Genomic DNA, 26,617 nt, shown 5'->3' on the forward strand with positions numbered 1-26,617 from the left:
TAACCTCCTTAGTAGTACGGAGTGCAAGCAGATTATTTAAAGCGGTAGGTAATTCTTCCGCGTGTTAAGTCATATGGAGAAAGCTCTACAGTAACTTTGTCACCCGGAAGGATTCGAATGAAGTGCATACGAATTTTACCAGACACATGAGCTAGCACAGTATGACCATTTTCTAATTCTACCTTAAACATCGCATTCGGCAAAGTTTCTATTACTTTACCTTCAATTTCAATTACATCGTCTTTGGCCATCAGTCTCGTCTCCCTTCTCAATTCAAATATCGTATTTGAAAATGTTTAAACTAATCTTCTCATTCGTACAACAATAGCAACCTTATAATATTAACATAAAGTTTGTATTCTGTCCGCAAGTAAATACTACAAGAAGAAGATCAATTCTTCATGTAAGTCTTGCCCAACTCTCAGTCCTACATACTCAGTACGTTAGAAAAGCCATTTTCATACACATACTATATTTCTTTTAAAGAGAGGTTCGAGAGTCGCTATCACGGTTTTACCAATGACCATTAATGTAAGTCCTTAAGCAGCATCTCAATATCAGCGAATACTTTTTTAATATCCTGCTGACCATCAATCGTGCGTAAATAACCTTTTGTTTCGAAGAAAGTAAGTAATGGTTGTTGTTGTTGGATATTAACGTCTAAACGGTTTTGTACTGTTTCAGCATTGTCATCCGCTCTCTGATAGAGTTCTCCGCCACATTTGTCGCAAACGCCCTCTTTAGCTGGAGGATTAAATACTAAATGATACGTAGATCCGCAATCTTTACAGATACGACGACCAGTCAAACGTTCCATTAAAATACTTTTATCGACACTTATATTAATTACATAGTCAATTCTTTTATCTAGTTGAGAAAGTAGATTTTCTAATGCGTCTGCTTGCGGTACCGTTCTAGGAAAGCCATCAAGTAAAAAGCCTTTTTGACAATCTTCTTTACTTAAACGTTCACGGACAATACCAATTGTTACTTCATCAGGAACAAGTTCGCCTTTATCCATGAAAGATTTAGCCTGCAATCCTAGTTCCGTTCCTTCTTTCATCGCTGCACGGAACATATCTCCAGTAGAGATATGAGGGATGCCGTATTGTTCGACGATTTGTTCAGCCTGAGTACCTTTACCTGCACCCGGAAGCCCCATTAATACTAAATTCACACGTGTTCCCCCCTCGTGCTATAAATTGGTTTTAGGGAACATTTGTCCCCAAAACCTTTTATTTAATAAACCCTTTATAGTGACGCTTAACAAGTTGAGCTTCAAGCTGTTTCATTGTGTCTAGTGCAACACCGACTACAATTAATAAACTTGTTCCTCCGATTTGAGCTGATTGCGGTAGATTCGCTATTTCAATAAAGAAGATAGGGAGTACGGCAATAAGCGCTAGGAAAAGAGCTCCAACAAAAGTTAAACGATATAATACGCGTGTTAAGTATTCCTGTGTGCTTTTTCCTGGTCTAATACCTGGAATATAGCCGCTTTGCTTTTGCAAATTTTCAGCTGCTTGTTCAGGATTAACTTGAATGAAAGCATAGAAATACGTAAAAGCAATAATTAACGCTGCATATAATAGCATCCCAATTGGTGCTGAGTAATCCAAATTCTTGGTAATCCATAGAGTAACATCATTTGTTGGAAAGAATGATGCAATTGTTCTTGGAGTCACAATAAAGGACACAGCAAAAATGACAGGGATAACACCCGCAGCATTTACTTTCAATGGCATGTGAGTGGACTGCTGTGCACCCGCGTTTCGGCCCTGTACAGAACGTTGTTTTGCATATTGAATCGGAATTTTACGAATAGCTTGTTGAATAAAAATAACACCAACTACAATTGCGACAGCCGCAAGTGCGATTAAAGCTACCGTTACAATACGTAAGAATAATTGATCACCAGCATTTTCAAACTGTTGTACATAAATCTGATTAATGGTACTTGGAATACTAGAAACAATACCAGCAAAGATAATAATGGAAATACCATTACCAATTCCTTTTTCAGTAATTTGTTCCCCCAGCCACATCAAGAATGCAGTACCAGCTGTTAAAACCACAGCGATTAATAAATACGTACCAATTCCAGGATTTACAATTAATTGTCCGCTCGCCATGCTGTTAAATCCATAAGACATTCCTAGAGCTTGGATAAAACCAAGCACAATCGTGAAGTATCGTGTGAATTGAGCCAGTTTACGGCGTCCGGCATCACCCTGTTTAGACCATTCCGTAAATTTCGGAACAACATCCATTTGCAATAACTGAATGATAATCGATGCTGTGATGTAAGGCATAATCCCCATGGCTAAGATAGAGAAGTTTTGTAACGCTCCACCACCAAAGGTATTTAATATACCAAACACACTAAGTTTATCTTGTGCAGCAAGTATCTCAGCATTTACATTAGGAACAGGAATAAAGGTACCTAAACGAAATACAATTAACATTAAAAGGGTGAAAATGATTTTACTTCGAATCTCACCCACGCGCATAAAATTGGAGATTGTCCGGAACATTAGATCACCTCAGTAGTTCCACCTACAGCTTCAATAGCTTCTTTGGCAGTAGAGGAGAATTTGTGAGCTTTTACTGTAAGTTTTTTCTCTACGTTCCCTTTAGCAAGAATTTTAATTCCTGCTCTTTCGTTCTTAACAACACCAGTTTCGATTAGAAGTTCTGGAGTAACTTCTGTACCCTCTTCAAACTGGTTAAGAACATCTAAGTTAACAATCGCGTATTCTTTACGATTGATATTAGTAAAACCACGTTTTGGTAAACGACGGAATAATGGTGTTTGACCACCCTCAAATCCTAGACGTACACCACCGCCGGAACGAGCATTTTGACCTTTATGACCTTTACCAGCAGTTTTACCTTGGCCGGAACCGATACCACGGCCTAGACGTTTGCGTTCTTTTCGAGAACCTTCAGCAGGCTTTAATTCATGAAGTTTCATATTGGCACCTCCTTATGAAAGAAAACAATCTATTATTGTTCTTTAACTGTTACAAGGTGAGCAACTTTGGTGATCATACCGCGGATAGCAGCGTTATCTTGATGCTCAACTGTTTGATTCATTTTACGTAATCCTAACGCTTTAACTGTAGCGCGTTGATCTTCAGGGCGACCAATAACGCTGCGGCTGAGGGTAACTAATAGTTTGTTTGCCATTTGATTTCCCTCCTTATCCTAACAGTTCTTCTACTGATTTTCCACGTAATTTAGCTACGTCTTCAGCACGTTTTAGTTGTTTTAGTCCATCAATTGTAGCACGAACCATGTTAATCGGAGTGTTAGTTCCTAAAGATTTAGATAGGATATCTTGTACCCCAGCTAATTCAAGAACCGCACGTACCGGACCACCAGCGATAACTCCTGTACCTTCAGAAGCAGGCTTTAGAAGAATTTCACCAGCACCGAAACGTCCAATTACTTGGTGAGGAACAGTTGTTCCAACCATTGGTACTTCGACTAAGTTCTTCTTTGCGTCCTCAATTGCTTTACGAATAGCATCAGGTACTTCTTGAGCTTTACCAGTACCGAAACCAACATGACCGTTTTTATCACCAACTACTACTAGAGCAGAGAAGCGAAAACGACGACCACCTTTAACAACTTTCGCTACACGGTTAACCGTTACTACACGTTCTTCTAGTTCAAGTTTGTTTGGATCAATACGACGTATCATTTATGTGTCCCTCCTTTGTCAATTAGAATTGTAGGCCGTTTTCGCGGGCTGCATCAGCCAACGCTTGAATACGTCCATGATAGAGGTATCCTCCACGGTCAAAAACAACAGAAGAGATACCTTTTTCTACCGCACGCTTAGCGACTAATTCTCCGACCTTCTTAGCAGCTTCAACATTGTTTGAAGATTCAAGGCTGAGTTCTTTATCTAAAGTAGAAGCACTTGCTAAAGTAACTCCATTCAAATCATCGATAACCTGCGCATAAATATGTTGGTTTGAACGGAACACATTTAGACGAGGACGAGCTGAAGTACCGCTAAGTTTCGCACGAACACGAGCATGTCTCTTCTTGCGAGTTGCGTTTTTATCAAGCTTCGTAATCATTTACGTCACTCCTTTCGTTTACCTATGCGGCATTACTTACCAGTTTTACCTTCTTTACGACGAACAAATTCGCCTTCGTAACGAATCCCTTTGCCTTTATATGGCTCAGGTGGACGTACTTTACGGATATTGGCAGCTAATTCGCCAAYACGTTCTTTGTCAGTACCTTTAATTGTAATCTTTGTATTTGCAGGTACTTCGATTTCTAGACCAGTTTCAGCTTCAATTTCAACTGGGTGTGAGTAACCTACGTTTAGAACAAGCTTGTTACCTTGCTTTTGAGCACGGTAACCAACCCCGATTAATTCTAATTTTCTTTCGAAGCCTTTAGAAACACCTTCAACCATATTCGCAATAACAGCGCGTGTTGTACCATGTAGAGCACGGTGTTCTTTCGCATCAGATGGACGAACGATTGTAACTAGGTTCTCTTCGATGTTAATAGTGATATCCGGATTAAAAGAGCGAGAAAGTTCGCCTTTAGGTCCTTTAACAGTAACAGTACCATTGTTTAATGTAACTGTTACTCCTGCTGGGATTTCAATAGGTTTTTTTCCTACGCGAGACATTAAGTGCACCTCCATTCATTCCAAAACTATATTACCAAACGTAAGCTAATACTTCTCCGCCTACTTGCTTTGCACGAGCTTCTTTATCTGTTACAACACCAGTTGATGTTGAAACAAGTGCGATACCAAGACCGTTTAGTACACGAGGTACCTCAGTAGATTTAGCATAAACTCGAAGTCCAGGTTTGCTTATGCGCTTAAGACCAGTTATAACACGTTCGTTATTTGCACCGTATTTTAAGAAGATACGGATGATACCTTGTTTGTTGTCCTCAATAAACTCGACATCACGAACGAAACCTTCGCGCTTTAAGATTTCAGCAATTTCTTTTTTGATATTAGAAGCAGGCACTTCTAACTTTTCGTGACGCACCATATTCGCATTACGAATGCGAGTAAGCATATCAGCAATTGGATCTGTCATGACCATTATTTTTACCTCCTTCCACAACTTCTAGTTTTACCAGCTAGCTTTTTTAACACCAGGAATTTGTCCTTTGTATGCTAATTCACGGAAACAAATACGGCAAAGCTTAAATTTACGGTATACAGAGTGTGGACGGCCGCAGCGTTCGCAGCGTGTGTACTCTTGTACTGCATATTTAGGCGTTCGCTTTTGTTTCGCAATCATTGACTTTTTAGCCACATTTTCGCCTCCCTTATTTAGCGATTACTTTTGGAATGGCATTCCAAATTGAGTTAACAGTTCACGTGCTTCTTCATCTGTGTTAGCAGTCGTTACGATAACGATGTCCATACCACGGACTTTGGTTACCTTATCGTAATCAATCTCAGGGAAGATTAATTGTTCTTTTACACCTAGAGTGTAGTTACCGCGACCATCGAATGCTTTTTTAGATATTCCACGGAAGTCACGTACACGAGGTAATGAAACGGATACTAATTTATCCAAGAATTCGTACATACGCTCACCGCGGAGTGTAACTTTTGCACCGATTGGCATACCTTCACGAAGACGGAAGCCAGCGATTGATTTTTTAGCTCGTGTAACAACAGGCTTTTGACCTGTGATTGTTGCAAGCTCTTCAACTGCATTGTCTAATGATTTAGCGTTTGCTACTGCATCACCAACACCCATGTTAATCACGATTTTATCTAATTTTGGTACTTGCATTACTGATTTATAGTTGAACTTGCTCATTAGAGCAGGTGTAACTTCTTTAACAAACTTTTCTTTTAGGCGGCTCACTTATTGTACCTCCCTTCTAAATTTTAAACTATTTATCTAAAACTTCACCGGATTTTGCTACGCGTACTTTCTTGCCATCAACCGTTGTGTAACCTACACGAGTCGGGTTACCAGTCTTCGGGTCGATAGGCAAAACGTTTGATACATGAATTGGAGCCTCAAAGCTTAAAATTCCGCCTTGTGGATTCACTTGAGAAGGTTTAGCGTGTTTTTTCACAACATTAACACCTTCTACTAGTACACGGCTTTCTTTAGGATAGGCTGCTAGGATTACGCCTGTTTTGCCCTTATCCTTACCGGAGATGACTCTTACTTTGTCACCTTTTTTTACATGCATTCGTAAGCACCTCCTTAAAGGCAATTGAATTTGAAATTATAGTACTTCTGGAGCCAAAGATACGATTTTCATAAAGTTGTTTTCGCGAAGTTCACGAGCAACTGGTCCGAAAATACGAGTTCCACGTGGGCTCTTATCATCCTTAATAATTACACATGCGTTTTCATCAAAACGAATGTATGATCCATCAGGGCGACGAGCACCGCTCTTAGTGCGTACGATAACAGCTTTAACAACGTCACCTTTTTTAACAACGCCACCAGGTGTTGCTTGTTTTACTGTACATACGATAACATCACCGATACCAGCGGTTTTGCGTCCTGAACCACCAAGAACTTTAATAGTAAGTACCTCACGTGCACCAGAGTTATCAGCAACTTTTAAACGTGATTCTTGTTGAATCATGTGTGTAACCTCCCTTCGGAATGATGCTTAATCCGAACAATTAAATAATAACGGCTTTTTCTGTAATTTCAACTAAACGGAAGCGTTTTGTAGCTGAAAGTGGGCGAGTTTCCATAATACGAACGATGTCGCCTGCTTTTGCTTCGTTTTGCTCATCATGAGCTTTGAACTTTTTAGAGTACTTAACGCGTTTACCGTAAAGAGGATGCTTTTTGTAAGTTTCGACTAAAACAGTTATAGTTTTATCCATTTTGTCAGAAACAACGCGTCCAGTGTAAACTTTGCGTTGATTGCGTTCACTCATTGTGTGAACCTCCTCTCAATTATCACTTGTTAACGCTGATTTCTCTTTCACGAATCACAGTTTTCATGCGAGCAATCGCTTTGCGTACTTCACGAATGCGAGCTGTATTTTCAAGTTGACCAGTCGCTAGTTGGAAGCGAAGGTTGAAAAGCTCTTCTTTTAATGATTTAACTTTTTGTTCAATTTCGGCAGTGGTTAAGTCTTTAATTTCATTAGCTCTCATTTGATTCACCACCAATTTCTTCACGTTTTACAAACTTACATTTTACCGGAAGTTTGTGTGATGCAAGACGTAGTGCTTCGCGTGCGATTTCTTCTGAAACGCCAGCAATTTCGAACATGATCTTGCCAGGTTTAACAACCGCTACCCATCCTTCAGGAGCACCTTTACCAGAACCCATTCGGACTTCTAGGGGCTTAGCAGTATATGGCTTGTGAGGGAAAATTTTAATCCAAACTTTACCGCCACGTTTCATGTAACGTGTCATTGCAATACGAGCAGACTCAATTTGTCTGTTAGTAATCCATGATGCTTCCATTGATTGTAAGCCGAATTCACCGAAAGTTACTTCAGTACCGCCTTTTGCGTTACCACGCATTTTTCCACGGTGTTGACGGCGATATTTTACGCGCTTTGGCAATAACATTTTATTTGCCTCCTTCCGCAGGTTTCTTCTTAGTAGGAAGGACTTCTCCCTTATAGATCCATACTTTTACGCCAAGCTTACCATAAGTAGTATCAGCTTCAGCATGAGCATAGTCGATATCAGCACGAAGAGTGTGTAGTGGAACAGTTCCTTCGCTATAGTGTTCAGAACGAGCAATATCCGCTCCGCCTAAACGACCTGATACCATTGTTTTAATCCCTTTCGCACCCGAACGCATAGCACGTTGAATTGCTTGCTTTTGAGCACGACGGAAAGATACACGATTTTCTAATTGACGAGCGATATTTTCAGCAGCAAGTTTCGCATCAAGATCTGCTCTCTTGATTTCAAGGATATTGATGTGAACACGCTTGCCAGTTAATTGATTTAAAGCTTTACGAAGTGCTTCAACTTCAGTACCGCCCTTACCGATAACCATACCTGGCTTAGCAGTATGAACTGTAACATTCACACGATTAGCAGCACGTTCGATTTCAACTTTAGATACAGAAGCATCCTTCAAACGCTTCGCGATGTATTCGCGAATTTTAAGGTCTTCGTGTAAAAGATCAGCGAAGTCTTTACCTGCGTACCACTTAGATTCCCAATCTTTGATGATACCGATACGCAAACCGACTGGATTTACTTTTTGACCCACAGATTATCCCTCCTTCTTTTCTGATAGAACGATTGTAATGTGGCTAGTGCGCTTGTTAATTGCACTTGCACGACCCATTGCACGAGGACGGAAACGTTTTAAGGTAGGTCCTTCGTCAACAAAAGCTTGATTAACAACCAAGCTATTAATGTCCATTTCATAGTTATGCTCGGCATTTGCCATAGCAGATTTTAAAACTTTCTCTACGACTGGAGAAGCAGCCTTAGGAGTGAGATTTAAAATCGCCACTGCTTCACCAACTTGCTTACCTCGGATTAAATCTACGACTAAACGAGCTTTACGAGGAGCAATACGAACTGTTCTAGCAACAGCTTTAGCTTGCATTTGGATGCCCTCCTCTCTTAACGTCTTGTTTTCTTATCATCATTGCCATGGCCTTTGTAAGCACGTGTTGGAGCGAATTCTCCAAGCTTGTGTCCTACCATGTCTTCAGTAACATATACAGGCACGTGTTTGCGACCATCATAAACAGCAATAGTATGGCCAATAAATTGTGGGAAGATCGTTGAACGACGTGACCAAGTTTTTACAACTTGCTTACCTTCAGTTTCATTTAACTTTTCGATCTTAACCATTAAATGATCATCAACAAATGGTCCTTTTTTTAAGCTGCGACCCATGGATGAACCTCCCTTCGTGATTGGTCTACGGTCCGTTCTTTGAACCGTAGTTCAACCCCGTTATTTTTTACGACGACGTACGATAAACTTATCTGATTTGTTCTTCTTTTTACGAGTCTTGAATCCAAGAGTTGGTTTACCCCAAGGAGACATTGGTGATTTACGTCCGATTGGTGAACGTCCTTCACCACCACCATGTGGGTGATCGTTAGGGTTCATTACTGATCCACGAACTGTTGGGCGCTTGCCTAACCAGCGTGAACGACCAGCTTTACCAATTTTGATTAGTTCGTGCTGCTCGTTACCTACTTGACCTACAGTCGCGCGGCATTCAGCAAGAATCATACGAACTTCTCCAGAGTTCAAACGTACAAGTACGTATTTGCCCTCTTTACCTAATACCTGTGCAGATGTTCCTGCAGAACGGACTAATTGTCCACCTTTGCCAGGTTTTAATTCGATGTTGTGTACAACAGTACCAACAGGAATGTTTACTAGTGGAAGTGTGTTACCTACTTTAATATCTGCCTCAGGGCCAGACATAACCTCCATACCTACTACTAGGTTTTTAGGAGCTAGGATGTAACGCTTTTCTCCATCTACATAATTGACTAATGCAATATTTGCAGAACGGTTTGGATCATACTCAATGGTGGCAACGCGTCCTGGAATGCCATCTTTGTTACGTTTAAAGTCAATAATACGATATTGACGCTTATGGCCGCCACCTTGATGACGAACAGTTAACTTACCTTGGTTATTACGGCCGCCTTTTCTCGTTAGCGGAGCTAAAAGAGATTTTTCTGGTGTACTAGTTGTGATTTCTGCGAAGTCAGAACTAGTCATCCCGCGACGACCATTAGAGGTAGGTTTGTACTTTTTAATCGCCATTTTGTTTCCCTCCTCTTCGTGTTAAGTTTTTATGCTTCAAAGAATTCGATTTCTTTGCTATCAGCAGTTAATTTTACAATTGCTTTACGACGTTTGTTAGTGTAACCACCGAATTTACCCATACGCTTGAACTTACCTTTGTAGTTCATGATATTTACTTTATCAACATCAACGCCAAAGATTTCTACTACAGCATCTTTAACTTGAGTTTTGTTAGCTCTAACATCAACTTCAAATGTATATTTCTTTTCAGCCATTAGGTCAGTAGAACGTTCAGTGATAACGGGGCGCTTAATGATATCGCGTGCATCCATTATGCAAGCACCTCCTCTACTTTTTCAACTGCAGCTTTCGTCATGATCAATTTGTCATGATTTACAACGTCTAGTACGTTGATTCCGTCAGCAGTAACAACTGTTATACCAGGAATGTTACGAGCAGATAATGCTACGTTTTCTTCAAGGTCAGCAGTAACGATTAATGCTTTCTTCTCAACTGAAAGACCACCAAGTATATTTTTGAAGTCCTTTGTCTTTGGAGCTTCTAAAATAAGGCTTTCTAGCACCAAAATGTTTTCTTCTAGAACCTTTGAAGAAAGAGCCGATTTAATTGCTAAACGACGAACCTTCTTAGGTAACTTATAGCTATAGCTACGTGGCGTTGGACCGAATACAGTACCACCTCCGCGCCATTGTGGAGAACGGATAGACCCTTGACGAGCACGACCAGTTCCTTTTTGACGCCATGGCTTACGTCCACCACCGCGTACTTCAGAACGAACTTTTACTTTATGAGTACCTTGACGTAATGAAGCTCTTTGCATAACAATCGCTTCAAATAACACGTTTTGGTTAGGTTCGATACCGAATACTGATTCATTAAGTTCGATTTCACCAACCTGTGAGCCGTTTTGGTTAAATAATGAAACTTTAGGCATTCCTATGTTCCTCCTTTCTTTTGAAGATATTACGCTTTAACCGCACCTTGAATTTTCAGTAATGCTTTCTTAGGTCCAGGAACGTTACCTTTAATCAATAATAAGTTGCGCTCTGCATCAACTTTTACGATTTCAAGATTTTGAACAGTAACTTGTTCTCCACCCATACGTCCTGGTAATAATTTACCTTTGAATACACGGTTTGGAGCAACAGGTCCCATTGAACCAGGGCGACGATGATAACGAGAACCGTGAGCCATTGGCCCGCGTGATTGTCCGTGGCGCTTAATTACACCTTGGAAACCTTTACCCTTTGAGATTCCTGTAACATCTACAATATCGCCTGCAGCGAAAATATCAACTTTGACTTCTTGACCAACTTCATATCCTGTTACGTCTGCTCTGCGAATTTCGCGAACGAAGCGCTTAGGAGTAGTATTTGCTTTAGCAACATGTCCTTTTTCTGGCTTGTTAGTTAACTTTTCACGTTTGTCTTCAAAACCAATTTGGATCGCCTCGTAGCCATCATTTTCAATTGATTTCTTTTGAAGAACAACGTTTGAAGCTGCCTCAACAACAGTAACTGGAATTAAGTTGCCGTTTTCAGCGAATACTTGAGTCATACCAATCTTTCTTCCTAAGATTCCTTTGGTCATTTAAGTCACACCTCCTAGTTATTTAAATATATATTTTGATTAAAGTTTAATTTCGATATCAACACCAGATGGTAAATCTAAACGCATCAACGCATCAACTGTTTGTGGAGTTGGGTTAACGATGTCGATTAGACGCTTATGAGTCCGTTGTTCAAACTGCTCACGTGAGTCCTTATACTTATGAACCGCACGTAGAATCGTGTAAACTGTCTTTTCAGTTGGTAACGGGATCGGACCAGATACAGATGCACCAGAACGTTTTGCTGTTTCAACAATTTTTTCTGCTGACTGATCAAGAATTCTGTGATCATAAGCTTTAAGACGGATACGAATCTTTTGTTTTGCCATTATTTTCCCTCCTTTATTCGCCCATTTTAAAAATAGACATTCTCAGTGAAAATTTCCCACACACTCGCCATGGCAAAGCGGCCGGGTGTGTCAGCAACCTTTCACATCATCGCAGTCAAAGACCAACATTGTCTATTATACATAAAAGTTTAGGCTAACGCAACACTTATTACGATTTTCTTTTCTTTTATGTTTTGAACACTTTTATTATTATAATAGGCATTCCGAGCAATATCAATAGTAAAAGTAATTCTCCAGAATTAACCTAATTATACGTGTAGATGTTAGAATTTTTAAACATGTCATATAACATATACAATAGAAGAAACACATCTTTACATAAAAAAACAAGCGGATCGTCACCCGCCTGTTTTTTATTTAAACTATAGACTATTCCATGATTCTAGCTACTGAACCAGCGCCTACTGTACGGCCACCTTCACGGATTGAGAATTTAGTACCTTCTTCAACCGCGATTGGAGCAATAAGTTCAACAGTCATTTCGATGTTGTCGCCAGGCATAACCATTTCAACGCCTTCTGGAAGGTTACAGATACCTGTAATATCAGAAGTACGGAAATAGAATTGTGGACGGTAGTTTGTGAAGAATGGAGTATGACGTCCACCTTCTTCTTTAGATAAAACGTAAACCTGTGCAGTAAACTTTGTGTGTGGGTTGATTGTTTTAGGCTTAGCTAAAACCTGTCCACGCTCGATATCTTCACGTGCTACACCACGAAGAAGGGCACCTATGTTGTCACCAGCTTCAGCATAATCAAGAAGCTTACGGAACATTTCTACACCTGTTACAGTAGTAGATTTTGGCTCTTCAGTGAAACCTACGATTTCAACTATGTCACCAACTTTAACTACACCACGCTCAACACGTCCTGTAGCAACAGTACCACGTCCAGTGATTGAGAATACATCCTCAACTGGCATCATGAATGGCTTTTCAGTGTCACGTTGTGGAGTTGGAATATACTCATCAACAGCAGTCATAAGTTCGTAGATCTTTTCTTCCCAAGCAGCATCGCCTTCTAATGCCTTAAGAGCAGAACCTTTGATAACTGGAGTGTCATCGCCAGGGAAATCATATTCAGAAAGAAGGTCACGAATTTCCATTTCTACTAACTCAAGAAGTTCTTCGTCATCTACCATGTCACACTTGTTCATGAATACAACAAGGTGAGGTACACCTACTTGACGAGATAAAAGGATGTGCTCACGTGTTTGTGGCATTGGGCCATCAGTTGCAGAAACAACTAGGATACCGCCGTCCATTTGCGCAGCACCAGTGATCATGTTTTTAACATAGTCAGCGTGTCCTGGGCAGTCAACGTGTGCGTAGTGACGAGCATCAGTTTCATACTCTACGTGTGCAGTTGAGATTGTGATTCCACGCTCTCTTTCTTCTGGAGCACCGTCAATTTGATCATATGCACGAGCTTCTGCTTTACCTGTTTTAGCAAGAACAGAAGTGATTGCAGCTGTTAAAGTTGTTTTACCGTGGTCAACGTGACCAATTGTACCAATGTTAACGTGTGGCTTAGAACGGTCGAATTTAGCTTTACCCATTAGGAAATCCTCCTTTGATTATAAAAAAATTAAGTATATTTCATGGAAACTGTTTAGGATTCTTCCCGTACACAGTTTCCATTATTACATAAGTAGTTATACTTTAAATAAAGGTGAAAATCAATTATTCACCTTTATTTTTTTTGATAATTTCTTCAGAAACTGATTTTGGAACTTCTTCGTAGTGATCAAAGTGCATAGAGAATACTCCACGTCCTTGAGTACTAGAACGAAGGGACGTTGCATAACCAAACATTTCTGAAAGTGGTACCATTGCACGAACTACTTGTGCATTACCGCGTGCTTCCATACCTTCAACACGGCCGCGACGAGCAGTGATTTGTCCCATGATATCCCCTAAATATTCTTCAGGGATCACAACTTCAACCCTCATCATAGGTTCAAGGATTACAGGCTTACACTTAGTCGCTGCATTTTTAAGCGCCATTGAAGCCGCAATCTTAAACGCCATTTCAGATGAATCGACATCATGATAAGAACCATCGAACAATCTAGCTTTAATATCTACTAATGGATATCCAGCAAGTACTCCACGATTAAGGGAATCTTCAAGACCAGCTTGAACCGCAGGGATGTATTCACGAGGAACAACACCACCAACAATTCCGTTAACGAATTCGAATCCTTTACCTTCTTCATTAGGTCCAAACTCAATCCAAACGTGTCCAAATTGTCCACGACCACCAGATTGACGAGCAAACTTTCCTTCAACCTGTGCAGATTCACGGAAAGTTTCACGGTAGGCAACCTGAGGTGCACCTACGTTTGCTTCTACCTTGAATTCACGACGCATACGGTCTACTAGGATATCAAGATGAAGCTCTCCCATACCTGCGATAATAACTTGTCCAGTTTCCTGGTCAGTATGCGCACGGAAGGTTGGATCTTCTTCTTGAAGTTTTTGTAGTGCAGTAGTCATTTTATCTTGGTCTGCTTTTGATTTTGGTTCAACAGAAAGTTGAATTACTGGTTCAGGGAAATTCATAGACTCAAGAATAACTAGATTCTTGTCATCACAAAGTGTGTCACCAGTGGTTGTATCTTTCAACCCTACAGCAGCTGCAATGTCGCCAGCAAAAACCTTAGAGATTTCTTGGCGGCTGTTTGCATGCATTTGCAGGATACGTCCAACACGTTCACGTTTTCCTTTAGTTGAGTTCTGGACATATGATCCAGATTCTAAAGTACCAGAGTAAACACGGAAGAACGTTAATTTACCTACATAAGGGTCTGTCATAACTTTAAATGCAAGAGCAGAAAACGGCTCTTCGTCACTAGAGTGACGTTCAACAAGATCTTCTTCATCATCAGGAGCGTGTCCCTTAATTGCAGGTACATCTAATGGTGATGGAAGGTAATCGATAACTGCATCTAGCATTAATTGAACACCTTTGTTTTTGAAAGCAGATCCACAAATAACAGGATAGAATTCTACATTAACAGTACCTTTACGAATAGCCGCTTTTAGCTCTTCTTTAGTGATTTCTTCACCACCAAGGTATTTTTCCATTAATTCTTCATCTAGTTCAGCTACTGCTTCAACAAGCTTTTCACGATATTCTTCAGCCTGAGCTATGAATTCTTCAGGAATTTCACGAACTTGGATATCTGTTCCAAGGTCATTTCCGTAGAATACTGCATTCATTTCTACAAGGTCAATGATTGCTTCAAACTGATCTTCAGCGCCGATCGGCAATTGAATTGGATGCGCATTCGCTTGCAGACGGTCATGGATTGTTCCTACAGAATATAGGAAATCAGCACCAATTTTGTCCATTTTATTTACAAACACTACACGTGGTACACCGTAAGTTGTTGCTTGACGCCAAACTGTTTCAGTTTGTGGTTCAACACCTGACTGTGCATCTAGAACAGCTACCGCGCCATCAAGTACACGCAATGAACGTTCAACTTCTACTGTGAAGTCTACGTGTCCAGGAGTATCAATGATGTTAACACGGTGGCCTTTCCATTGTGCCGTTGTTGCAGCGGAAGTAATGGTAATTCCGCGCTCTTGTTCTTGCTCCATCCAGTCCATCTGAGACGCACCTTCATGTGTTTCACCGATCTTATGAATACGACCAGTGTAATAAAGGACACGCTCAGTAGTAGTGGTTTTACCAGCATCGATGTGAGCCATGATACCGATATTGCGAGTATTCGCTAAGGAGAACTCTCTTGCCATTGGGTCTTTCTCCTTCCTAGTATGAAAGTTTTTATATTGAAGGTTAAATTACCAACGATAGTGAGCAAACGCTTTGTTTGCTTCTGCCATTTTGTGTGTATCTTCACGTTTTTTCACTGATGCACCAGTGTTGTTAGCTGCATCCATGATTTCGTTAGCTAAACGCTCTTCCATCGTTTTTTCACCGCGATTACGTGAATAGTTCACCAACCAGCGAAGACCAAGAGTTGTACGGCGATCAGGACGCACCTCAACTGGTACTTGGTAGTTAGCACCACCTACACGACGTGCTCTTACTTCAAGCACAGGCATGATGTTTTTCATAGCTGCTTCAAAAACTTCCATTGGCTCTTTGCCAGCACGCTCGCGAATAGTTTCAAACGCAGAGTATAGAATTTCTTGAGATTTACCTCTTTTACCGTCAACCATCATTTTGTTGATTAAACGAGTAACTAATTTAGAATTGTAAAGTGGATCTGGTAACACGTCTCTTTTTGCTACAGGACCTTTACGTGGCATATTATTTCCTCCTTTCAACGAAGCTTCTATTTTATTTTTCGATTATTTCTTAGCTGCTTTTGGTCTCTTAGTACCATATTTAGAACGACCTTGCATACGGTTGTTTACACCCGCAGTATCAAGCGCTCCACGTACGATATGATAACGTACACCCGGTAAGTCCTTTACACGTCCTCCACGGATAAGAACAACACTGTGCTCTTGAAGATTGTGACCAATACCAGGAATATATGCTGTCACCTCGATACCATTTGTCAAACGTACACGAGCATATTTACGTAACGCTGAGTTTGGTTTCTTTGGAGTCATTGTACCAACACGAGTACATACTCCGCGTTTTTGTGGTGAAGATACATTTGTTTGTGACTTTTTGAAGCTGTTGTAACCTTTATTAAGCGCAGGTGATTTTGACTTTTCCTCTTTAGATTGACGAGGCTTGCGCACTAATTGATTAATAGTTGGCATGTTACTTTTCCTCCCTTCATTTTTTGTAAGCCCACACATCCAGGTGGTTCATTTTGATGCAAAAACAAAGTTTTTGCAGACTCTCTATCTACAAAAACAGTTTTTAAAAAATAATAGCAACAGATGAAGCACCAACTTCTATACCACATGCTCTCCCAAGTTTTTTCATTGAGTCCACATATATAATAGGTACGCTAGATTCAAGAGCTTGCTTCACTACAACGGCTGTAATTTTTGGTTCAGCATCACTAGCGACAACTAACTCTTTCACTATTCCGTCTTTAAGCACTTTTACTGTTTGTTTCGTTCCTATAACAATCTTACTAGCCTGTAATACTTTTTCATAAGACACAGATCATATCCTCCAAAGTATCAAGTGAATAGGAGCACCTTTAGTATAATAACATCCTCGATTAAAGATGTCAACAAAACTTTGATTTTTAAATCAAAGTACCTCGACTATGTTTTTCCATAGAATGCGGCACTTGCCTGTAAGCAAGTACCGCTTGGCATAAACATTTAGTCAATTGCCATTGTTTCTTCAGAAGTTGTATCTCTTAAAACAGGCTCCGCTTTACGGTATCGTTGCATTCCTGTTCCAGCCGGTACAAGTTTACCGATGATAACATTCTCTTTCAAGCCGAGTAATTCGTCGCGCTTGCCTTTGATTGCCGCATCTGTAAGAACTCTTGTTGTTTCCTGGAAGGATGCCGCAGATAAGAACGAATCAGTTTCAAGTGAAGCTTTGGTAATACCAAGTAGAACTGGACGCCCTGTAGCTGGTAATTTCCCGCTTAAAAGTGCTTTCTCGTTTGCATCAGTAAACTGATGGATATCTAGTAATGTACCAGGGAGAACGTTTGTTTCACCTGCATCTATTACGCGAACCTTACGCAGCATTTGTCGTACCATTACCTCAACGTGCTTATCACCGATTTCAACCCCTTGCATACGGTAAACCTTTTGAACCTCACGAAGCAAGTATTCTTGAACAGCGTTCACATCTTTTACTTTAATTAACTCTTTAGGGTCAATTGAACCTTCAGTAAGTTCTTGACCAACTGCTATCGTTTGATTTATTGCTACTTTTACTCGAGCAGTATACGGAGCATTGTAGGTACGTGATTCAACCTCACCTTGAACAACAATTTCATGCTGTCGGTCTCGGCCTTCATTAATGCCCACAACAATACCATCTATTTCAGAAATTACCGCTTGACCCTTAGGGTTACGTGCTTCAAAAATTTCTTGGATACGCGGTAGACCTTGGGTAATATCGTCTCCTGCAACCCCACCTGTATGGAATGTACGCATCGTTAACTGTGTACCTGGCTCACCGATAGATTGTGCAGCAATAATACCAACTGCTTCACCAACTTCTACCTCTTGACCGGTAGCTAAGTTACGGCCGTAACATTTCTTACAAACACCATGTCGTGTGTTACAGGTAAATGCTGAACGGATTTTAACCTCTTCGACACCTGCTCCAACGATTGTTTCGGCAAGATTCTCTGTAATTAAGCCATTTACAGGTACAAGAACTTCACCAGTTTCTGGATGTTTAATTGCATTACGCGCATAGCGTCCAATTAAACGTTCCTCTAAAGACTCAATAACTTCTGTACCATCTTTCAGCGCCCCGATAAGTAAACCGCGGTCAGTTCCACAATCATCATCACGGACAATAACATCCTGAGCAACGTCAACTAAACGTCGAGTTAAGTAACCTGAGTCTGCCGTCTTCAATGCTGTATCCGCAAGACCTTTACGCGCACCGTGAGTAGAAATAAAGTACTCTAATACGGTTAGACCTTCACGGAAACTTGATTTGATTGGTAACTCAATGATACGACCTGCTGGGTTGGCCATTAAACCACGCATACCAGCTAGCTGCGTAAAGTTTGAGGCGTTACCACGGGCACCGGAGTCACTCATCATGAAGATCGGGTTTGTTTTATCTAAGGATTTCATCAATTTTCCTTGAATTACATCCTTAGCCTGGCTCCAAATCGCAATAACACGGTCATAGCGTTCGTCTTCGGTGATTAAACCACGACGGAACTGCTTAAGCACGTTATCAACTTTACTTTGAGCTTCTTTAAGGATTTCCTGCTTTTCACCTAATACTACGATATCGGATACACCGACCGTAATACCAGCTTTAGTAGAAAATTTAAATCCTAAGTCTTTCATACGGTCTAGCATTTTAGACGTTTCAGTAATCTTAAATCGCTTAAATACTTCAGCAATGATGTTTCCTAGGATTTTCTTCTTAAATGGATCGATTATCGGCATCTCTTTAATTCTAGCTACAACATCCTCGCCTTTTTCTACGAAGTACTTGCTAGGAGTTTCTACTTCTAGATTGTGTCTTGTAGGCTCATTGATGTATGGGAAAGACTTCGGAAGAATTTCGTTAAAAATAAGTTTACCAACTGTTGTCATTAGCAACATATTGTTTTGTTCTTCCGTTAATGTTTCATTTCCTAATGAACCTGCATGTACAGCAACTCGAGTGTGCAGATGAGCATAGCCGTTTTGGTAAGCAATTAATGCCTCATTTGTATCTTTAAAAATCATTCCCTCACCGACAGAGCCTTCTCTTTCAAGCGTTAAGTAATAGTTACCAAGTACCATATCCTGTGATGGTGTAACTACTGGCTTTCCGTCTTTAGGGTTCAAAATGTTTTGAGCTGCAAGCATTAATAGTCTTGCTTCTGCTTGCGCTTCTGATGATAGTGGTACGTGAACAGCCATTTGGTCTCCATCAAAGTCAGCGTTGTATGCAGTACATACAAGTGGATGCAGATGGATTGCTCTGCCCTCTACAAGAGTTGGCTCAAATGCCTGGATACCTAGTCTATGAAGTGTTGGTGCACGGTTTAATAGAACCGGATGCTCACGAATAACATCTTCAAGTACATCCCAAACTTCTGGCGATACTCTTTCGATCTTGCGTTTAGCAGATTTAATATTATGTGCTAATCCTTTTTCTACCAATTCCTTCATAACAAACGGTTTGAAAAGCTCTAGAGCCATTTCTTTCGGAAGACCACATTGGTACATTTTCAGGTTTGGTCCAACAACGATTACAGAACGGCCTGAATAGTCAACACGTTTGCCAAGTAAGTTTTGACGGAAACGTCCTTGCTTTCCTTTTAACATATGAGAAAGTGACTTTAATGGACGATTACCCGGCCCTGTTACCGGACGGCCGCGTCTGCCATTATCAATCAATGCATCAACAGCCTCTTGCAACATACGTTTTTCGTTCTGAACGATAATGCTCGGAGCACCTAGATCTAATAAACGTTTCAAACGATTATTACGGTTGATCACTCGGCGATATAAATCGTTCAAGTCAGAAGTAGCAAATCTTCCTCCATCTAATTGAACCATTGGACGAAGTTCAGGCGGGATGACAGGAAGAACATCAAGAATCATCCAAGAAGGCTCATTTCCGGAACCCCTGAAGGCTTCTAAAACTTCAAGGCGCTTAATTGCACGTGTACGTCTTTGACCTTGTGCAGTTTTTAATTCTTCCTTTAAGCCTTCAACCTCTTTGTTTAAGTCGATATCAGAAAGAAGCTTTTTGATAGCTTCTGCACCCATGCCAGCTTGGAATTTGTTTCCGTACTTTTCACGATAGGCACGATATTCTTTTTCAGATAGAAGTTGTTTTCTATCTAAAGCTGTATCACCAGACTCTGTCACTACATATGACGCAAAATAGATAATTTCTTCTAATGCCCGAGGAGACATGTCCAAAACTAAGCCCATTCTGCTTGGAATCCCTTTAAAAAACCAAATATGTGAGACAGGAGCAGCAAGCTCAATATGTCCCATACGTTCACGACGAACCTTTGCACGGGTTACTTCAACACCACAACGGTCACAAACAACCCCTTTATAACGGACACGTTTGTACTTTCCGCAATGACACTCCCAATCCTTTGTAGGACCAAAAATTCTTTCACAGAATAAACCGTCTTTTTCAGGCTTCAATGTTCGATAGTTAATGGTTTCTGGTTTCTTTACTTCTCCGAAAGACCAAGAACGAATCTTATCCGGTGAAGCAAGACCAATTTTCATATACTCAAAATTATTAACATCCAGCAAGGGGCCTACCTCCCTTTTTTGCTATGAAAAGAGCGGAACAAGCCATGCTTGTTCCTGACTCTTTTTCCTATTTGTTTTACTCTTTTGAACCGACTTTTTCAGATTCAAAATTTTGCTCCGGAACAATGTTTAAGGTGTCGACCTGCTGCAGGTCTTCATCATCTTCCGTATCACGCATTTCTATTTCTTTTTCATCGCCAGAGAGGATTTTCACATCCATACCTAGACTTTGAAGCTCTTTTATTAGAACTTTAAATGATTCAGGAACGCCTGGTTCCGGAACATTTTCACCTTTTACAATCGCTTCATATGTCTTCACACGACCAACAACGTCGTCGGACTTAACTGTCAGGATTTCTTGAAGTGTATATGCTGCACCGTATGCTTCAAGAGCCCAAACTTCCATCTCACCAAAACGCTGTCCGCCAAATTGAGCTTTACCTCCAAGCGGCTGCTGGGTTACGAGTGAGTATGGACCAGTAGAACGAGCATGGAGTTTATCATCAACCATGTGTGCCAATTTAATCATATACATGACACCAACAGATACACGGTTATCAAATGCTTCACCGGAACGGCCATCATAAAGAACAGTTTTAGCATCGCGTGCCATTCCAGCTTCTTCAATCGTACCCCAAACATCTTCTTCTCGTGCACCATCAAATACTGGTGAAGCAACATGGATACCCAGTGCTCTAGCAGCCATTCCAAGATGCAATTCCAGCACCTGTCCGATGTTCATACGAGAAGGAACCCCTAATGGGTTTAACATGATATCGACTGGCGTACCATCTGGTAAATATGGCATGTCTTCCTCCGGTAAAATACGAGAAATAACACCCTTGTTACCGTGACGGCCTGCCATCTTATCGCCCTCATGAATCTTACGTTTCTGAACAATATAAACGCGCACTAGTTGATTAACACCTGGTGGCAGTTCATCTCCATCTTCACGGTTAAAGACTTTGACATCGAGAACAATACCGCCGCCGCCATGTGGAACTCTTAGTGATGTATCCCGTACTTCCCTAGCTTTTTCACCGAAGATTGCATGTAGTAACCTTTCTTCAGCTGTTAGTTCCGTTACCCCCTTAGGTGTTACTTTACCAACTAGCAAGTCACCATCTTTCACTTCAGCGCCAGTGCGGATAATACCACGTTCATCCAAATTACGAAGCGCATCTTCTCCAACGTTTGGAATATCACGTGTAATTTCTTCTGGTCCAAGCTTTGTATCACGAGATTCTGACTCATATTCTTCGATATGAATAGAGGTATAAACATCATCTTTAACAAGACGCTCGCTCATAATAATCGCATCTTCATAGTTGTAACCATCCCAGTTAATGAAAGCAACTAATACGTTACGACCTAGAGCTAATTCACCTAATTCCATAGAAGGACCATCGGCAAGAATTTCACCAGTTGTTACATGGTCACCAACAGCAACGATTGGCCGCTGGTTATAACATGTACCTTGGTTAGAACGAACAAATTTTAACATTCTATATTTATCAAGATCACCTTTAACTACTTGGCCATCGACATCTTTAAGTCGTCGTACCCAAACCTCACGTGCTTCAACATGTTCAACAATACCATCGTGCTTACAGATTACTGCAGCACCAGAGTCTTTGCCGGATACATATTCCATACCCGTCCCAACCCTTGGAGCTTCCGGTTGTAATAGAGGTACTGCTTGACGCTGCATGTTCGCACCCATTAAGGCACGGTTAGAGTCATCATTCTCTAGGAACGGAATACATGCTGTCGCAGCTGATACAACCTGTTTTGGTGATACGTCCATGTAGTCTATGCGGTCGCGATTAACCACCGTGTTTTCACCACGGAAACGAGCAACTACGTCATCATCCAAGAAAGAACCGTCATCGCCAAGGCGGGAGTTCGCCTGTGCCACTACGTAGTTATCTTCTTCATCTGCTGTTAAGTAATCGATTCGGCTTGTGACTTTCCCAGTTTCAGGGTCAACCCGACGGTATGGTGTCTCAATAAAACCAAAACGGTTCACCTTAGCAAACGATGATAATGAGTTGATTAGACCAATATTCGGACCTTCAGGAGTTTCAATCGGACACATACGTCCGTAATGGGAATAGTGAACGTCACGCACTTCGAAACCAGCACGTTCCCGAGTTAAACCACCAGGTCCTAATGCTGATAGACGGCGCTTGTGAGTTAATTCAGCAAGCGGGTTGGTTTGATCCATAAACTGTGATAACTGCGAGCTTCCAAAGAACTCTTTAATTGAGGCTATAACAGGACGAATATTAATTAATTGCTGTGGTGTTATCGTTGCTGTATCTTGAATGGACATTCTTTCACGTACAACACGTTCCATTCTTGATAAACCAATACGGAATTGATTTTGCAGCAATTCACCTACAGAACGCAGACGTCTATTACCTAAATGATCGATATCATCTGTATCACCAACACCATGCAATAGGTTGAAGAAATAGCTGATAGATGAAATAATATCCGCTGGAGTAATATTCTTAATAGGTTCAGCCACATATGCATTCCCAAGTACATTAATTACTTTTTCCCCATCATCATTTGGAGCATAAATTTTGATTCCTTGAAGAGTAATCTCATCCTCTACTACTCCGCCAGAAGGGTTAAAGCCCTTAAAGTTAATATCCTTTTCCAATGCCGGTATGATGCGGTCAAGGTTTCTGCGATCAAGGAGCAATCCCTTTTCTGCAATAATTTCACCTGTTTCCGGATCTACAAGTGATTCAGCTAAACGCTGATTAAATAAACGATTTTTAATGTGAAGCTTTTTATTAATTTTGTATCGGCCTACGTTAGCTAAATCATAACGTTTAGGGTCGAAAAATCTTGATACCAACAAACTTTTCGCGTTATCTACTGTAGGCGGCTCACCTGGACGAAGACGTTCATAAATCTCTAGAAGCGCCTTTTCGACTCCTTCAGTGTTGTCCTTCTCCAGCGTATTGCGAATATACTCATTATCTCCAATCAATTCAATGATTTCTTGATCAGAGCCGAAGCCAAGTGCACGCAAAAGAACCGTAACGGGCAGTTTCCGAGTACGATCTATTCTCACATATACGACATCCTTGGCGTCTGTTTCATACTCCAGCCAAGCGCCGCGGTTCGGAATAACAGTCGCAGAAAATCCTCTTTTTCCGTTTTTATCAAGTTTTCCACTATAATATACGCTCGGAGAACGTACCAATTGGGAAACGATAACACGTTCTGCCCCGTTAATGACAAACGTACCTGTTTCCGTCATTAGAGGGAAGTCACCCATAAAAACATCTTGGTCTTTTACTTCGCCTGTTTCTTTGTTTACAAGACGCACTTTAACACGCAAAGGCGCAGAATATGTAACGTCCCGCTCTTTCGATTCTTCTACAGAATACTTTGGATCGCCAAGGCTGTAATCAATAAAATCTAGTGATAGGTTACCAGTAAAGTCTTCAATTGGTGAAATATCATGGAACATTTCACGCAAACCCTCATCAAGAAACCATTGATATGAAGAGGTTTGGATTTCAATTAGATTTGGTAATTCTAAAACTTCACTGATTCGCGCGTAACTTCTACGTTGGCGGTGTCGTCCATACTGAACTAGTTGACCTGTCAACTGATTCACCCCTCAAATCAAGCGTTATATTAAAAATGTATTAACGTCTTCAGTAAGGAAAATAGATCCTTCCATCAGACAAAAAGAAAAAGGGTTTTTTAACTCAAAACCACATTTTCACATTTTAACTATTATTTTGTCATCATTTCCGTCTCAGTCCTATTTTATACCAGAAATAAAAGTATTTTTAGGAATAATTCGGTAAATATTATGATGGCATTTTATAATGCTACCATAGTGACATTTACGAGTCAACTATTATGGCTAGGAAGAATAAATAAACTATACAAGTTTATTTCTCTTCTACGCATAAGGGCAACTACTCCTCAGTCTTCGCCTAACGGCTCGCCAATCGGAGAGTTTACTTTATAGCTTTTATAACAAAATACCCTTTTGACTTATCAATAGTTTCTACTGTGGTAAATAAATCTTTTAGTTTTTCAATTGCAGACGGTGCACCTTGTTTCTTTTGTATTACTACCCACATTTCTCCTTTAGGAACTAAATGTTCAAAACCTTGTTCAAGGATATCATGTACGATCTGTTTTCCTGCTCTGATTGGAGGATTTGTTAAAATAGCTGCAAACCCATGTTCCGATACATTTAACAGCCGGTCACTCTCATAAATCATCACGTTTGTAACCTGGTTTTTTTCAGCATTTTCTTTCGCTAGTTCAATTGCCCGGTTATTAATATCAACCATATGAACTGTACAATTAGGATACCCTTTTGCAACCGAAAGTCCGATTGGCCCATACCCACAGCCTACATCCAGTACATTACCCTCTACCTCCGGCAAATTAAAAGCTTCTATTAATAATCTAGAGCCGAAATCTACTTCTTTCTTTGAAAACACACCATTATCTGTTTTAAAGCGGAAGAGATTATTTCTTAGGGTAAATTCCCAGTACTTAGGGTCACTTTCTACCTTTTGGGTACGTGAATAATAGTGTTCAGACATTAGACTCACCTCCAATAGAAAAGTGTTAGGGGTTTACTGCACGCATTAAACCTTAAAATAAATAAAGTAAAAAACGAAATCCACATTTTATAGAAGATAAACGGGGAAAGAATAATGATTTAAGCCAAAAAAAGCTCGCTTATATAGCGAGCTTTTTTATTTGTCCAGCTTCAGCGCCTAAGGGCTTCCGCTTTTCATGGTTATTACTTAACTTCAACGTTTGCTCCAACTTCAGCAAGCTTAGCTTTAACTTCTTCAGCTTCTTCTTTAGAAACGCCTTCTTTAACAGCTTTTGGTGTGTTGTCAACAAGGTCTTTTGCTTCTTTAAGACCTAAACCAGTGATTTCACGTACTGCTTTGATAACTTTAATCTTTTGATCGCCAGCGCTAGCTAGGATTACATCAAATTCAGTTTGTTCTTCAACAGCTGCAACAGCTGCTCCGCCCATTGCTACTGGAGCAGCAGCAGTTACGCCAAACTCTTCTTCAATTGCTTTTACTAGATCGTTTAATTCTAAAACAGTCATAGATTTAACTGCTTCAATGATTTGTTCTTTAGTCATTTTAATTTTCCTCCTTAGTTTTCATTCCATTATATTTTGTTTACAAGTACGATTGTCTAGCTGCAGCGCCTAGGAGCTCGGGTCATAAGCCAATCCAATAAGAAGGCTAAAAGACAGCCTCTAGCCGGCTCGTCTTATGCCGGTCGCCCCTGGGCAAGGCGCTTCCGCTTTTCTATGCGCCTTGTTCTTCTTTTTGTTCTGCAACAGCTTTTGTAACAAGAGCAAGATTGCGGATTGGAGCTTGTAGTACGCTGAGTAGCATAGACAGCAAGCCTTCGCGTGAAGGTAGTTCAGCAAGCGCTTTAACCTCTTCAACTGTTGCAACATTGCCTTCGATCACACCAGCTTTAATTTCTAGTGCATCATGCTTTTTCGCAAAGTCGTTAAGAATTTTTGCAGGTGCTACTACATCTTCGTTACTGAACGCGATTGCGTTCGGACCAGTTAATGCAACATTTAATGCTGAAAGCTCAGCTGCATCAGCCGCACGACGAGTCATAGAGTTTTTGTAAACCTTAAATTCGATACCAGCTTCACGAAGTTGCTTACGAAGTTCAGTTAATTCTGCAACAGTTAGCCCACGGTAGTCAACTACGATTGTTGAAACACTAGCTTTTAATTTAGCCGTGATTTCATCAACGATTTGAACTTTTTGTTCGATTACACTGCTCATCTTTACACCTCCTGTAGATTTTCTACATTTATACCAGGTTAGGTTAGGCAAATAAAAGCCTCCATATCGAGCTAGACATGGAGGCTGAATATAACAACTGAATGGTTCAGCTATTTTTATCGCATTACCTCGGCAGGGAATTAAGCATATACGCACCTGCTGTCTTAAGTACAAATGTTTATTAAATTAAACAACAAAATACATT

34 protein-coding genes and 1 other annotated feature are annotated in these 26,617 nt (G+C 40.6%); all 34 genes read right to left on the minus strand.

Features of this window, described 5'->3' with window-relative positions; translation table 11 throughout:
• Positions 1-32: 32 nt before the first annotated feature.
• Positions 33-251, minus strand: coding sequence for a translation initiation factor IF-1 (gene infA, locus BTR25_RS20625; protein WP_007085268.1), 219 nt, complete (start codon positions 249-251; stop codon positions 33-35).
• Positions 252-526: 275 nt separating this feature from the next.
• Positions 527-1,177 carry an adenylate kinase gene (locus BTR25_RS20630; RefSeq protein WP_075689917.1) on the minus strand — a complete coding sequence of 217 codons (651 nt, stop codon included), beginning with the start codon at positions 1,175-1,177 and terminating at the stop codon, positions 527-529.
• A gap of 58 nt (positions 1,178-1,235) precedes the next feature.
• Positions 1,236-2,534 (minus strand): preprotein translocase subunit SecY, encoded by a 1,299-nt coding sequence (secY, locus tag BTR25_RS20635; protein WP_075689918.1) that lies wholly within the window; start codon positions 2,532-2,534, stop codon positions 1,236-1,238.
• Entirely contained in the window at positions 2,534-2,974 is a 441-nt protein-coding gene (gene rplO / locus BTR25_RS20640; RefSeq protein ID WP_075689919.1) for a 50S ribosomal protein L15, read from the minus strand. The genes secY and rplO overlap by 1 nt, the downstream gene beginning before the upstream one ends.
• Positions 2,975-3,006: 32 nt before the next feature.
• Complete coding sequence (gene rpmD / locus BTR25_RS20645) at positions 3,007-3,189, minus strand: 50S ribosomal protein L30 (protein ID WP_075689920.1); 183 nt, start codon at positions 3,187-3,189, stop codon at positions 3,007-3,009.
• A gap of 13 nt (positions 3,190-3,202) precedes the next feature.
• Complete coding sequence (rpsE, locus tag BTR25_RS20650; protein WP_075689964.1) at positions 3,203-3,703, minus strand: 30S ribosomal protein S5; 501 nt, start codon at positions 3,701-3,703, stop codon at positions 3,203-3,205.
• Between the two features lie 25 nt (positions 3,704-3,728).
• Positions 3,729-4,091, minus strand: coding sequence for a 50S ribosomal protein L18 (gene rplR, locus BTR25_RS20655; RefSeq protein ID WP_075689921.1), 363 nt, complete (start codon positions 4,089-4,091; stop codon positions 3,729-3,731).
• Between the two features lie 32 nt (positions 4,092-4,123).
• Positions 4,124-4,660, minus strand: coding sequence for a 50S ribosomal protein L6 (rplF, locus tag BTR25_RS20660; protein ID WP_075689922.1), 537 nt, complete (start codon positions 4,658-4,660; stop codon positions 4,124-4,126).
• 31 nt (positions 4,661-4,691) lie between these two features.
• A complete protein-coding gene (rpsH, locus tag BTR25_RS20665) occupies positions 4,692-5,090 on the minus strand; it encodes a 30S ribosomal protein S8 (protein ID WP_075689923.1) in 399 nt (132 codons plus the stop codon).
• A gap of 30 nt (positions 5,091-5,120) precedes the next feature.
• Complete coding sequence (locus BTR25_RS20670; RefSeq protein ID WP_034676107.1) at positions 5,121-5,306, minus strand: type Z 30S ribosomal protein S14; 186 nt, start codon at positions 5,304-5,306, stop codon at positions 5,121-5,123.
• Between the two features lie 24 nt (positions 5,307-5,330).
• Positions 5,331-5,870, minus strand: coding sequence for a 50S ribosomal protein L5 (gene rplE / locus BTR25_RS20675; protein ID WP_075689924.1), 540 nt, complete (start codon positions 5,868-5,870; stop codon positions 5,331-5,333).
• A gap of 28 nt (positions 5,871-5,898) precedes the next feature.
• A complete protein-coding gene (gene rplX / locus BTR25_RS20680) occupies positions 5,899-6,207 on the minus strand; it encodes a 50S ribosomal protein L24 (protein ID WP_075689925.1) in 309 nt (102 codons plus the stop codon).
• Positions 6,208-6,243: 36 nt separating this feature from the next.
• On the minus strand, positions 6,244-6,612 hold the full coding sequence (gene rplN / locus BTR25_RS20685; RefSeq protein ID WP_075689926.1) for a 50S ribosomal protein L14: 369 nt from the start codon (positions 6,610-6,612) through the stop codon (positions 6,244-6,246).
• A 40-nt stretch (positions 6,613-6,652) separates the two neighbouring features.
• Complete coding sequence (gene rpsQ / locus BTR25_RS20690) at positions 6,653-6,916, minus strand: 30S ribosomal protein S17 (protein WP_075689927.1); 264 nt, start codon at positions 6,914-6,916, stop codon at positions 6,653-6,655.
• A 22-nt stretch (positions 6,917-6,938) separates the two neighbouring features.
• Positions 6,939-7,139: a 50S ribosomal protein L29 gene (gene rpmC, locus BTR25_RS20695; RefSeq protein ID WP_034676094.1), complete on the minus strand. Its 201-nt coding sequence runs from the start codon at positions 7,137-7,139 to the stop codon at positions 6,939-6,941.
• Positions 7,129-7,563, minus strand: a complete 435-nt coding sequence (gene rplP / locus BTR25_RS20700; RefSeq protein WP_075689928.1) for a 50S ribosomal protein L16 — start codon at positions 7,561-7,563, stop codon at positions 7,129-7,131. Before rplP ends, rpmC begins: the two co-directional genes overlap by 11 nt.
• Position 7,564: 1 nt before the next feature.
• Positions 7,565-8,221 (minus strand): 30S ribosomal protein S3, encoded by a 657-nt coding sequence (rpsC, locus tag BTR25_RS20705; protein WP_075689929.1) that lies wholly within the window; start codon positions 8,219-8,221, stop codon positions 7,565-7,567.
• Between the two features lie 3 nt (positions 8,222-8,224).
• Positions 8,225-8,566: a 50S ribosomal protein L22 gene (rplV, locus tag BTR25_RS20710; protein WP_075689930.1), complete on the minus strand. Its 342-nt coding sequence runs from the start codon at positions 8,564-8,566 to the stop codon at positions 8,225-8,227.
• Positions 8,567-8,583: 17 nt separating this feature from the next.
• A complete protein-coding gene (gene rpsS / locus BTR25_RS20715; RefSeq protein WP_026574091.1) occupies positions 8,584-8,862 on the minus strand; it encodes a 30S ribosomal protein S19 in 279 nt (92 codons plus the stop codon).
• Positions 8,863-8,922: 60 nt separating this feature from the next.
• Positions 8,923-9,753, minus strand: coding sequence for a 50S ribosomal protein L2 (rplB, locus tag BTR25_RS20720; protein ID WP_075689931.1), 831 nt, complete (start codon positions 9,751-9,753; stop codon positions 8,923-8,925).
• Between the two features lie 29 nt (positions 9,754-9,782).
• Complete coding sequence (gene rplW / locus BTR25_RS20725; RefSeq protein ID WP_175596841.1) at positions 9,783-10,070, minus strand: 50S ribosomal protein L23; 288 nt, start codon at positions 10,068-10,070, stop codon at positions 9,783-9,785.
• Positions 10,067-10,690, minus strand: a complete 624-nt coding sequence (gene rplD / locus BTR25_RS20730) for a 50S ribosomal protein L4 (protein WP_075689933.1) — start codon at positions 10,688-10,690, stop codon at positions 10,067-10,069. The genes rplW and rplD overlap by 4 nt, the downstream gene beginning before the upstream one ends.
• Positions 10,691-10,719: 29 nt before the next feature.
• Complete coding sequence (gene rplC, locus BTR25_RS20735) at positions 10,720-11,346, minus strand: 50S ribosomal protein L3 (protein ID WP_075689934.1); 627 nt, start codon at positions 11,344-11,346, stop codon at positions 10,720-10,722.
• A gap of 39 nt (positions 11,347-11,385) precedes the next feature.
• Positions 11,386-11,694, minus strand: coding sequence for a 30S ribosomal protein S10 (gene rpsJ / locus BTR25_RS20740; protein ID WP_075689935.1), 309 nt, complete (start codon positions 11,692-11,694; stop codon positions 11,386-11,388).
• A 390-nt stretch (positions 11,695-12,084) separates the two neighbouring features.
• Positions 12,085-13,272, minus strand: a complete 1,188-nt coding sequence (gene tuf / locus BTR25_RS20745; protein WP_075689936.1) for an elongation factor Tu — start codon at positions 13,270-13,272, stop codon at positions 12,085-12,087.
• Positions 13,273-13,396: 124 nt separating this feature from the next.
• Positions 13,397-15,478 (minus strand): elongation factor G, encoded by a 2,082-nt coding sequence (gene fusA / locus BTR25_RS20750; RefSeq protein ID WP_075689937.1) that lies wholly within the window; start codon positions 15,476-15,478, stop codon positions 13,397-13,399.
• Positions 15,479-15,526: 48 nt separating this feature from the next.
• Entirely contained in the window at positions 15,527-15,997 is a 471-nt protein-coding gene (gene rpsG / locus BTR25_RS20755) for a 30S ribosomal protein S7 (RefSeq protein ID WP_075689938.1), read from the minus strand.
• 42 nt (positions 15,998-16,039) lie between these two features.
• On the minus strand, positions 16,040-16,462 hold the full coding sequence (gene rpsL, locus BTR25_RS20760) for a 30S ribosomal protein S12 (RefSeq protein WP_026565517.1): 423 nt from the start codon (positions 16,460-16,462) through the stop codon (positions 16,040-16,042).
• A 103-nt stretch (positions 16,463-16,565) separates the two neighbouring features.
• Positions 16,566-16,814 (minus strand): 50S ribosomal protein L7ae-like protein, encoded by a 249-nt coding sequence (locus BTR25_RS20765; RefSeq protein WP_075689939.1) that lies wholly within the window; start codon positions 16,812-16,814, stop codon positions 16,566-16,568.
• Positions 16,815-16,981: 167 nt separating this feature from the next.
• Positions 16,982-20,581, minus strand: coding sequence for a DNA-directed RNA polymerase subunit beta' (gene rpoC / locus BTR25_RS20770; RefSeq protein ID WP_075689940.1), 3,600 nt, complete (start codon positions 20,579-20,581; stop codon positions 16,982-16,984).
• 76 nt (positions 20,582-20,657) lie between these two features.
• Positions 20,658-24,215 carry a DNA-directed RNA polymerase subunit beta gene (rpoB, locus tag BTR25_RS20775; protein WP_075689941.1) on the minus strand — a complete coding sequence of 1,186 codons (3,558 nt, stop codon included), beginning with the start codon at positions 24,213-24,215 and terminating at the stop codon, positions 20,658-20,660.
• Between the two features lie 361 nt (positions 24,216-24,576).
• On the minus strand, positions 24,577-25,176 hold the full coding sequence (locus BTR25_RS20780) for a class I SAM-dependent methyltransferase (RefSeq protein WP_075689942.1): 600 nt from the start codon (positions 25,174-25,176) through the stop codon (positions 24,577-24,579).
• A 203-nt stretch (positions 25,177-25,379) separates the two neighbouring features.
• The gene (gene rplL / locus BTR25_RS20785; protein WP_075689943.1) at positions 25,380-25,739 is read right to left on the minus strand and encodes a 50S ribosomal protein L7/L12; all 360 of its coding nucleotides are present in this window, start codon (positions 25,737-25,739) and stop codon (positions 25,380-25,382) included.
• Positions 25,740-25,911: 172 nt separating this feature from the next.
• Positions 25,912-26,412 (minus strand): 50S ribosomal protein L10, encoded by a 501-nt coding sequence (gene rplJ / locus BTR25_RS20790; protein WP_075689944.1) that lies wholly within the window; start codon positions 26,410-26,412, stop codon positions 25,912-25,914.
• 43 nt (positions 26,413-26,455) lie between these two features.
• Positions 26,456-26,599 (minus strand) — a sequence feature (ribosomal protein L10 leader region).
• Positions 26,600-26,617 lie beyond the last annotated feature (18 nt).

This window comes from Bacillus sp. MRMR6 (assembly GCF_001940785.1).
Lineage (GTDB): Bacteria > Bacillota > Bacilli > Bacillales > Cytobacillaceae > Neobacillus.

Excerpts from the sequence above, each read along its gene's own strand:
- rplD (WP_075689933.1), bottom strand. The coding sequence starts at position 10,690 with ATGCCTAAAGTTTCATTATTTAACCAAAACGGCTCACAGGTTGGTGAA.
- rpsL (WP_026565517.1), bottom strand. The coding sequence starts at position 16,462 with ATGCCAACTATTAATCAATTAGTGCGCAAGCCTCGTCAATCTAAAGAG.
- rplC (WP_075689934.1), bottom strand. The coding sequence starts at position 11,346 with ATGACCAAAGGAATCTTAGGAAGAAAGATTGGTATGACTCAAGTATTC.
- secY (WP_075689918.1), bottom strand. The coding sequence starts at position 2,534 with ATGTTCCGGACAATCTCCAATTTTATGCGCGTGGGTGAGATTCGAAGT.
- rplL (WP_075689943.1), bottom strand. The coding sequence starts at position 25,739 with ATGACTAAAGAACAAATCATTGAAGCAGTTAAATCTATGACTGTTTTA.
- rplJ (WP_075689944.1), bottom strand. The coding sequence starts at position 26,412 with ATGAGCAGTGTAATCGAACAAAAAGTTCAAATCGTTGATGAAATCACG.
- rplP (WP_075689928.1), bottom strand. The coding sequence starts at position 7,563 with ATGTTATTGCCAAAGCGCGTAAAATATCGCCGTCAACACCGTGGAAAA.
- rpsG (WP_075689938.1), bottom strand. The coding sequence starts at position 15,997 with ATGCCACGTAAAGGTCCTGTAGCAAAAAGAGACGTGTTACCAGATCCA.
- rpsS (WP_026574091.1), bottom strand. The coding sequence starts at position 8,862 with ATGGGTCGCAGCTTAAAAAAAGGACCATTTGTTGATGATCATTTAATG.
- rpmC (WP_034676094.1), bottom strand. The coding sequence starts at position 7,139 with ATGAGAGCTAATGAAATTAAAGACTTAACCACTGCCGAAATTGAACAA.
- BTR25_RS20780 (WP_075689942.1), bottom strand. The coding sequence starts at position 25,176 with ATGTCTGAACACTATTATTCACGTACCCAAAAGGTAGAAAGTGACCCT.
- rpsQ (WP_075689927.1), bottom strand. The coding sequence starts at position 6,916 with ATGAGTGAACGCAATCAACGCAAAGTTTACACTGGACGCGTTGTTTCT.
- rplV (WP_075689930.1), bottom strand. The coding sequence starts at position 8,566 with ATGCAAGCTAAAGCTGTTGCTAGAACAGTTCGTATTGCTCCTCGTAAA.
- rplB (WP_075689931.1), bottom strand. The coding sequence starts at position 9,753 with ATGGCGATTAAAAAGTACAAACCTACCTCTAATGGTCGTCGCGGGATG.
- rpsH (WP_075689923.1), bottom strand. The coding sequence starts at position 5,090 with ATGGTCATGACAGATCCAATTGCTGATATGCTTACTCGCATTCGTAAT.
- rplO (WP_075689919.1), bottom strand. The coding sequence starts at position 2,974 with ATGAAACTTCATGAATTAAAGCCTGCTGAAGGTTCTCGAAAAGAACGC.
- tuf (WP_075689936.1), bottom strand. The coding sequence starts at position 13,272 with ATGGGTAAAGCTAAATTCGACCGTTCTAAGCCACACGTTAACATTGGT.
- fusA (WP_075689937.1), bottom strand. The coding sequence starts at position 15,478 with ATGGCAAGAGAGTTCTCCTTAGCGAATACTCGCAATATCGGTATCATG.
- rplX (WP_075689925.1), bottom strand. The coding sequence starts at position 6,207 with ATGCATGTAAAAAAAGGTGACAAAGTAAGAGTCATCTCCGGTAAGGAT.
- rplN (WP_075689926.1), bottom strand. The coding sequence starts at position 6,612 with ATGATTCAACAAGAATCACGTTTAAAAGTTGCTGATAACTCTGGTGCA.
- rpmD (WP_075689920.1), bottom strand. The coding sequence starts at position 3,189 with ATGGCAAACAAACTATTAGTTACCCTCAGCCGCAGCGTTATTGGTCGC.
- rplR (WP_075689921.1), bottom strand. The coding sequence starts at position 4,091 with ATGATTACGAAGCTTGATAAAAACGCAACTCGCAAGAAGAGACATGCT.
- infA (WP_007085268.1), bottom strand. The coding sequence starts at position 251 with ATGGCCAAAGACGATGTAATTGAAATTGAAGGTAAAGTAATAGAAACT.
- rpsJ (WP_075689935.1), bottom strand. The coding sequence starts at position 11,694 with ATGGCAAAACAAAAGATTCGTATCCGTCTTAAAGCTTATGATCACAGA.